The 732-nt window shown below is 47.7% G+C and carries 1 protein-coding gene and 1 pseudogene; both read right to left on the bottom strand.

Features of this window, described 5'->3' with window-relative positions; translation table 11 throughout:
* Positions 1-416: pseudogene (locus R7Q09_RS25415) on the bottom strand (translocation/assembly module TamB); the annotation flags it as partial.
* A partial coding sequence (locus R7Q09_RS25410; protein WP_318143851.1) for an autotransporter assembly complex protein TamA occupies positions 413-732 on the bottom strand: 320 nt, incomplete at its 5' end. The pseudogene R7Q09_RS25415 and the gene R7Q09_RS25410, both read right to left, overlap by 4 nt.

Genomic DNA, 732 nt, shown 5'->3' with positions numbered 1-732 from the left:
ATTGGCACTGGCGTGCTGATAGAACGCAGCGGTGGTGTTTCTTCTTCAGGCTCTTCACTGGCTGGTGGCAATTCTGGCATTTGGAAGTTAACACCTTGCAGCGCCAGTTCATCAACACACACTTTTGGGTCAAAGAAACAGCGGAAGTTAATCGCCAACGCAAGGCGCTCGACTTTCGCATCAATATGTAAAGACTCATCAACAAAACTGACATTTTGCAGTGCAAAACGAGGGAATAGCGAACCTTGAATGCTCTCGACTTTGAGCTGAGGTAAGGCTTTCTCTGCGCCCCAAATCGCCAGCTTCAACCCTGGATGGGTAAACAGTACCGTTGCGACAAAAATAGTGATTAACAACAGCAGACCAATCAAACTTAGTGATAACCACTTGGTCCACTTAAACATCTTTTTGATCATAGCTCAGGCCCCAAAGAGAAGTGGATGCGGAATTCGTTGTTTGGCTTTTCATCCAGCCCCCACGCAAAGTCGAAGCTTACCGGTCCCACAGGTGAAGCCCATCGAATACCAACCCCGGCACCAGATTTCCATTCAGGTGTGTCATTAAACGCATCACCAATATCGTAGAACGTTGCGGCCCACCAGTTGCCGTAAACACGATATTGATACTCTAAGGTGCTGCTTAAGATGTATTTCGCACCCGTTAATGCGCCACTTTCATCGACAGGTGAGATGGATTCATAGCCATAACCACGGATGTTGTTGTCACCACCAG

This window comes from Vibrio sp. 2130-1, assembly GCF_033339515.1.
This window is presented reverse-complemented; position numbering and strand designations above follow the sequence as displayed.